This is a genomic window from Brenneria roseae subsp. americana (assembly GCF_003115815.1).
Taxonomy (GTDB): domain Bacteria; phylum Pseudomonadota; class Gammaproteobacteria; order Enterobacterales; family Enterobacteriaceae; genus Brenneria; species Brenneria roseae.
Genome location: NZ_QDKJ01000032.1, coordinates 1 through 5493, shown reverse-complemented (window position 1 = coordinate 5493; position 5493 = coordinate 1). Strand labels below are relative to the sequence as shown.

Here is a 5493-nt window from a genome sequence, read left to right as displayed (position 1 = left end):
TGTGCTCACGAGTCTGCGGCATCGGGCCGTCAGTCGCAGCAACAACCAGGATTGCACCGTCCATCTGCGCAGCACCGGTGATCATGTTTTTCACATAGTCGGCGTGCCCTGGGCAGTCAACGTGCGCGTAGTGACGAGTCGGGGTATCGTATTCAACGTGAGACGTGTTGATAGTGATACCACGTGCTTTTTCTTCCGGTGCGTTATCGATCTGGTCGAATGCACGCGCGCTACCACCGTAGGTTTTAGCCAAAACGGTAGTAATAGCAGCGGTCAGCGTTGTTTTACCATGGTCAACGTGGCCGATAGTACCGACGTTAACGTGCGGTTTTGTACGTTCAAATTTTTCTTTAGACATCGATTGTCCCTCTAAGACACGGATAAATCGGTGGTATCACCACATCAACCAAGCAGTTGCTTGCTGAATTTTTTAACAGAAAGAAAATCAGGAGGAATAAAAAGAAGTGGTGCTGATAGGCAGATTCGAACTGCCGACCTCACCCTTACCAAGGGTGCGCTCTACCAACTGAGCTATATCAGCACATCTTGGAGCGGGCAGTGGGAATCGAACCCACATCATCAGCTTGGAAGGCTGAGGTAATAGCCATTATACGATGCCCGCATCCTGGAACTCGGCTACCTGATTTCTCTGTAGATTTTGAACTTGGGGAATAAAGCTTTCATATACCCCGCATTCTTCGATCCGGTCTAGTGTTACATACCGTATCGATTTTATCCTGTCACCAGGATTGAATTTGGTGGTGGGGGAAGGATTCGAACCTTCGAAGTCTGTGACGGCAGATTTACAGTCTGCTCCCTTTGGCCGCTCGGGAACCCCACCTGATTGTGTACTTGATGGTGCCGGCTGCCGGAATCGAACTGGCGACCTACTGATTACAAGTCAGTTGCTCTACCTACTGAGCTAAGCCGGCATCAAGTGCTGCGCATTCTAGGTAGACCGAACGACCTATGCAACAAAAAAATTGCGTAAAATGCACTATCGCTTAGATTTTATCCAAATTTGAACATGGATCCACAATACCATTAAGAATTCGCACAAAGAACCGCCAAATTTCACAAAACCCAAAAGCGCGCATGGTCAAATTTCAGCCATATGCTCTGCACCAAAAATGCAACGCCTGCACTTTGAAAAAGCGTTCTTTGAGCTAAACGGACACATTTCAAGCAATTAATGCATCAAAAACCTGGAATGAATATTGCTTTATTAGAAGTGTCTATCCATCGTTCAGGAGATGCCCTATGAAAATCGTATCACTCAATGTTGCTACATTACCCGTTTATCGTGGAGAACTTGCCGATTTACTGGTTGATGCCGTGGCGAAAGGCGCATCTATTGGATATCAATCTCCAGTGTCACATGAAGAAGCAGAGAGCTATTTTCATAGTTTGCGGCCTTCTATCGCAAAAGGTGCTCGTATGCTATGGATAGCGCGCGATTTTGAAGGTGTGATCGGCAGCGTACAATTGGAACTATGCCAAAAGTCCAATGGGCAAAATCGGGCGGAGATTCAAAAATTATTGGTACATAGCCGTACTCGTAGAATGGGCGTAGGCAGACAATTGATGCAGGTACTGGAAAAAACCGCACTGCTCCAGCAACGAGGTTTGCTTTATTTGGACACCCAGGCGGACTCACCAGCGGAAGCATTTTACCGGACTCTCGGGTATCGCTACCTGGGGGAACTACCAGATTATGCCTGTACACCTGATGGCTACTACCACCCCACCGCCATCTACTATAAACGTCTCTTCGCTGTGAATCATGTGGGTCGAGCCATCGCCAGTTGATGCTTACTCAATGCCCTTATAAAAGGGGCATTGAGTATCAAGCTGATTTTCTCTTCTTTTTTTCACCAGCAAAGTGGTAACCTGCCTGTAATCAAAAATTACTATACAAAGAAAGGTTCTACGGCCTGAGTTGAGCTAGCTCTATAACTTGGGTGGGCTGAAGTTCCCTTTCTTACCTGTATAAGCAGGCAGAATCAGACTTATGAGAAATAGAGAGCAATCTTTGGCTACGCCATATCTACAGTTTAATCGCCTTCAATGGGCAGCCTTACGTGATTCAGTCCCATTGACATTGACAGAAGAAGAGATAGTTAAGCTAAAAGGGATTAATGAAGATCTGTCATTGGATGAGGTCGCTGAGATCTATCTGCCTCTATCGCGCCTGCTTAATTTCTATATCAGTTCGAACCTGCGCCGTCAGGCAGTTTTAGAGCAATTTCTGGGAACCGACGGTCAAAGGATCCCTTATATTATTGGTATTGCGGGCAGTGTCGCCGTTGGGAAAAGTACCACGGCGCGTGTATTGCAGGCATTACTCAGTCGCTGGCCGGAACATCGTAGCGTTGAACTAATTACCACCGATGGTTTTCTTCATCCAAATAAAGTTTTAAAAGATCGTAATTTGATGAAGAAAAAGGGATTTCCGCAATCTTACGACATTCATAGCCTGGTCAAATTTGTTTCTGATATTAAATCAGGAGCTCCTGAGGTCATTGCTCCAACCTATTCACATTTGACCTACGATATTGTTCCTGATAATAACAAAGTTCTGGAACAACCTGATATTTTAATTTTGGAAGGATTGAACGTACTGCAAAGTGGAATGGATTATCCACATGATCCACATAGAGTTTTTGTTTCTGATTTCGTTGATTTCTCAATTTACGTTGATGCACCAGAAGAGCTGTTAAAAACATGGTATATCAATCGTTTTCTGAAATTCAGACAAGGTGCATTCTCAAATCCAAATTCCTACTTCCATAATTATGCAAAATTGACAGAACAAGAAGCGATTGGAATCGCCTCACAACTTTGGCAAGATATTAATGGACTTAACCTGAAAGAGAATATTCTTCCTACACGTGAAAGAGCCAGTCTTATTATGACCAAGAGTGCAAATCATGCTGTAGAGTATGTACGATTAAGAAAGTAAATATCAGAAAACTTAAGAGGGGATAATATATCCCCTTTTTTTAAACGCCGCGCAATGAAATCTCGCCACCGATATAAGGCGTTAATTTACCGTCACTTTCCAGCAACAAAGCACCTTGCCGATCGATACCTCTGTCAATACCGTGTATTTCACGATTGCCGATAACCAATTTGACCGGGCGATTGAAATAATTATCCAGTTTCTCCCAATTGGAGATAAAAGACTCTAGCCCATACTGCTCAAAAGTAGCCAGAGCCGAGCGCAGTTCTAAAATCAGACTCGCTGCCAGCGTATTACGATCTATTGCAATTCCAGCTTCTTGTAGATTGATCCATCCTTGATTAATCACGTTATCTACTGGATCACGCATTTGTAAATTAATACCGGCACCAATAACCAGATGGGCGGCATCCCCGGTTTTTCCCATCAGTTCAACAAGAATTCCCGCCAGTTTTCTATCCTTTAAATACAAATCATTGGGCCACTTTACTCGAACGCCCTCAGCTCCCAGCTTATGTAAGACTTCGGCCATCACCATACCAATCACCAAACTTACACCCACTGCTGCTGCAGGCCCTTGCTCCAAGCGCCAATACAAAGATAAGTATAAATTAGCGCCAAAAGGAGAAAACCATTTCCGCCCTCTTCGGCCACGCCCGGCTTGCTGATATTCAGCAATACAAGCATCTCCGGAGGACAAAGAACTTAACCGGTCTAAAATATATTGATTTGTCGAGTCAACGACAGGCAAAACTGTTACCCCGCCTTCGGGTAAGGTACTGAGAATCTTTTCCTCGTCCAATAATTGCATCGGCGCAGGGAAACAATATCCTTTTCCGGTTACCGTAAAAACATCAATTCCCCAATCTCGCAGCGTCTGAATATGCTTATTAATGGCAGCCCGACTCATTCCCATCATTTCACCCAAGAATTCACCTGAGTAGAATTCACCATCCGATAGAATTTGAATGAGCTTAAGAGGAACTTTAATGTCTCTCATGACAATACCTCGACAGCATTTACCTCTCCATGTGCGGCAATAAAACGAACTTCAGGCTCGAGCCAAACATTGAATTTATTGGCAACTTCACTGCGAACATGGCGTGCTAAACCGATAATATCCATACTTACCGCATTATCTTTATTTATCAGAACCAGTGCCTGCTGGCTATGAACCGCTGCGCCGCCCATTTGAAAACCTTTTAAATGGCATTGATCAATCAGCCATCCTGCTGCAAGTTTTACCTTTCCTTCCGGCTGCGGATAGCGAGGTACATTCGGATATTCTTTTAGAATATGCTCAGCATGCTGCTGCGTAACAACAGGGTTCTTAAAGAAACTACCAGCATTACCTGTAACAGCAGGATCGGGCAGTTTGCTACGTCTCATATGACACACTGAATCAAAGATTTGTTGTGGTGTTACAGTGGCAGGATCGAGCTTCGTCAAATCACCATAATTTAATATTGGACTCCAATCTTTCTTCAGATAAAACCCTACCGCCGTGATAGCAAATCCATCACGATATTGATGCTTAAATATGCTTTCGCGATAAGCGAACTGACATTCAGCTGCATTGAGACGCCGTACCGTTCCCCTGGAAAGGTCCAATAGATCAACATATTCACATACATGTTGAAGTTCTATACCGTAAGCTCCAATGTTCTGGATCGGTGCAGATCCCACACAGCCAGGAATTAACGCCAGATTCTCTAGACCAGCAATACCTCGTTTAAGCGTATACTCCACCAAATAGTGCCAATTTTCTCCAGCACCGACGTGAAGATGCCAACCTTCGCAATCGTCCGTTACCACAATACCTTTAAGCCGATTAAGTAAAACGGTACCAGCGAAGTCTTCCAGGAAAAGAACATTACTCCCTTCACCTAGCAACAAAACTGGCTTATGCAATGACCTGGCTGCCTGCCAGCCATTGACAAGCTGTTCTTGCGTATCAGCCACAATGATGGATGACGCCGCTACCGATAATGAAAAGGAATTATAGGGTTTTAGTGATATGCCACCATTCGTCATCGCATTCATACTCATTAACTCAGATACCTCATAGTCTACCCGATCAGAGTCAGATATCAGCGTTGTTTTATACACGGCTAAATAACCAAAGACAGCTGCTAAAACAGGTATCAGTGCTCATTAACGGCAAAACAGGGAAACCCGTCTTACTGACCTGAGTTCAGATAAAGCGAAACCGTTGGTTTAAGTTTGTGGATGATGCATAAAGCCCCCTGTCGAGTGCACCTGTAGCCCATCCAACAGGCCCCGCTCCCGAGTAGCGCTAAAATGCAAAAAGCCCCCGTCTTTCGACGAGGGCTTCTCACTATTTGATGCCTGGCAGTTCCCTACTCTCACATGGGGAGACCCCACACTACCATCGGCGCTACGGCGTTTCACTGCTGAGTTCGGCATGGGGTCAGGTGGGACCACCGCGCTATCGCCGCCAGGCAAATCTGTTTTATTCCAGCCGTTACGCTATTCACGCAACCACCGGAACCAATCTTTGAACAAGCTGA

General features: G+C 45.0%; 5 protein-coding genes, 4 tRNA genes and 1 rRNA gene. 2 read left to right on the top strand and 8 right to left on the bottom strand.

The genetic code is table 11. The annotated features are described in order from the left end of the window. From B4923_RS20520 to B4923_RS20500, 5 genes are all read right to left on the bottom strand, one after another. Window positions 1-358 (bottom strand): GTP-binding protein (locus B4923_RS20520; protein WP_040175987.1); only part of this gene is annotated, 358 nt, incomplete at its 3' end. A gap of 107 nt (window positions 359-465) precedes the next feature. Continuing rightward, window positions 466-541 (bottom strand) — tRNA-Thr (locus tag B4923_RS20515). Window positions 542-547: 6 nt separating this feature from the next. Continuing rightward, window positions 548-622: transfer RNA gene (locus B4923_RS20510), tRNA-Gly, on the bottom strand. Between the two features lie 134 nt (window positions 623-756). Beyond that, window positions 757-841, bottom strand: a tRNA-Tyr gene (locus tag B4923_RS20505). A gap of 15 nt (window positions 842-856) precedes the next feature. Beyond that, window positions 857-932 (bottom strand) — tRNA-Thr (locus tag B4923_RS20500). A 328-nt stretch (window positions 933-1260) separates the two neighbouring features. Between B4923_RS20500 and B4923_RS20495 the strand changes: the two genes are divergently transcribed. Both B4923_RS20495 and coaA read left to right on the top strand, forming a co-directional pair. Then, window positions 1261-1809, top strand: a complete 549-nt coding sequence (locus B4923_RS20495; protein ID WP_109491540.1) for a GNAT family N-acetyltransferase — start codon at window positions 1261-1263, stop codon at window positions 1807-1809. A gap of 202 nt (window positions 1810-2011) precedes the next feature. Beyond that, window positions 2012-2962, top strand: a complete 951-nt coding sequence (gene coaA / locus B4923_RS20490; protein ID WP_109491539.1) for a type I pantothenate kinase — start codon at window positions 2012-2014, stop codon at window positions 2960-2962. 40 nt (window positions 2963-3002) lie between these two features. Here the strand turns inward: coaA and birA are convergent, their stop codons facing one another. From birA to rrf, 3 genes are all read right to left on the bottom strand, one after another. Continuing rightward, window positions 3003-3962: a bifunctional biotin--[acetyl-CoA-carboxylase] ligase/biotin operon repressor BirA gene (gene birA, locus B4923_RS20485; protein WP_109491538.1), complete on the bottom strand. Its 960-nt coding sequence runs from the start codon at window positions 3960-3962 to the stop codon at window positions 3003-3005. Then, the gene (gene murB / locus B4923_RS20480) at window positions 3959-4996 is read right to left on the bottom strand and encodes a UDP-N-acetylmuramate dehydrogenase (protein ID WP_109491541.1); all 1038 of its coding nucleotides are present in this window, start codon (window positions 4994-4996) and stop codon (window positions 3959-3961) included. Before murB ends, birA begins: the two co-directional genes overlap by 4 nt. Window positions 4997-5309: 313 nt before the next feature. Next, a 5S ribosomal RNA gene (rrf, locus tag B4923_RS20475) occupies window positions 5310-5425 on the bottom strand. Window positions 5426-5493 lie beyond the last annotated feature (68 nt).

Excerpts from the sequence above, each read along its gene's own strand:
- B4923_RS20495 (WP_109491540.1), top strand. The coding sequence starts at position 1,261 with ATGAAAATCGTATCACTCAATGTTGCTACATTACCCGTTTATCGTGGA.
- coaA (WP_109491539.1), top strand. The coding sequence starts at position 2,012 with ATGAGAAATAGAGAGCAATCTTTGGCTACGCCATATCTACAGTTTAAT.
- birA (WP_109491538.1), bottom strand. The coding sequence starts at position 3,962 with ATGAGAGACATTAAAGTTCCTCTTAAGCTCATTCAAATTCTATCGGAT.
- murB (WP_109491541.1), bottom strand. The coding sequence starts at position 4,996 with ATGACGAATGGTGGCATATCACTAAAACCCTATAATTCCTTTTCATTA.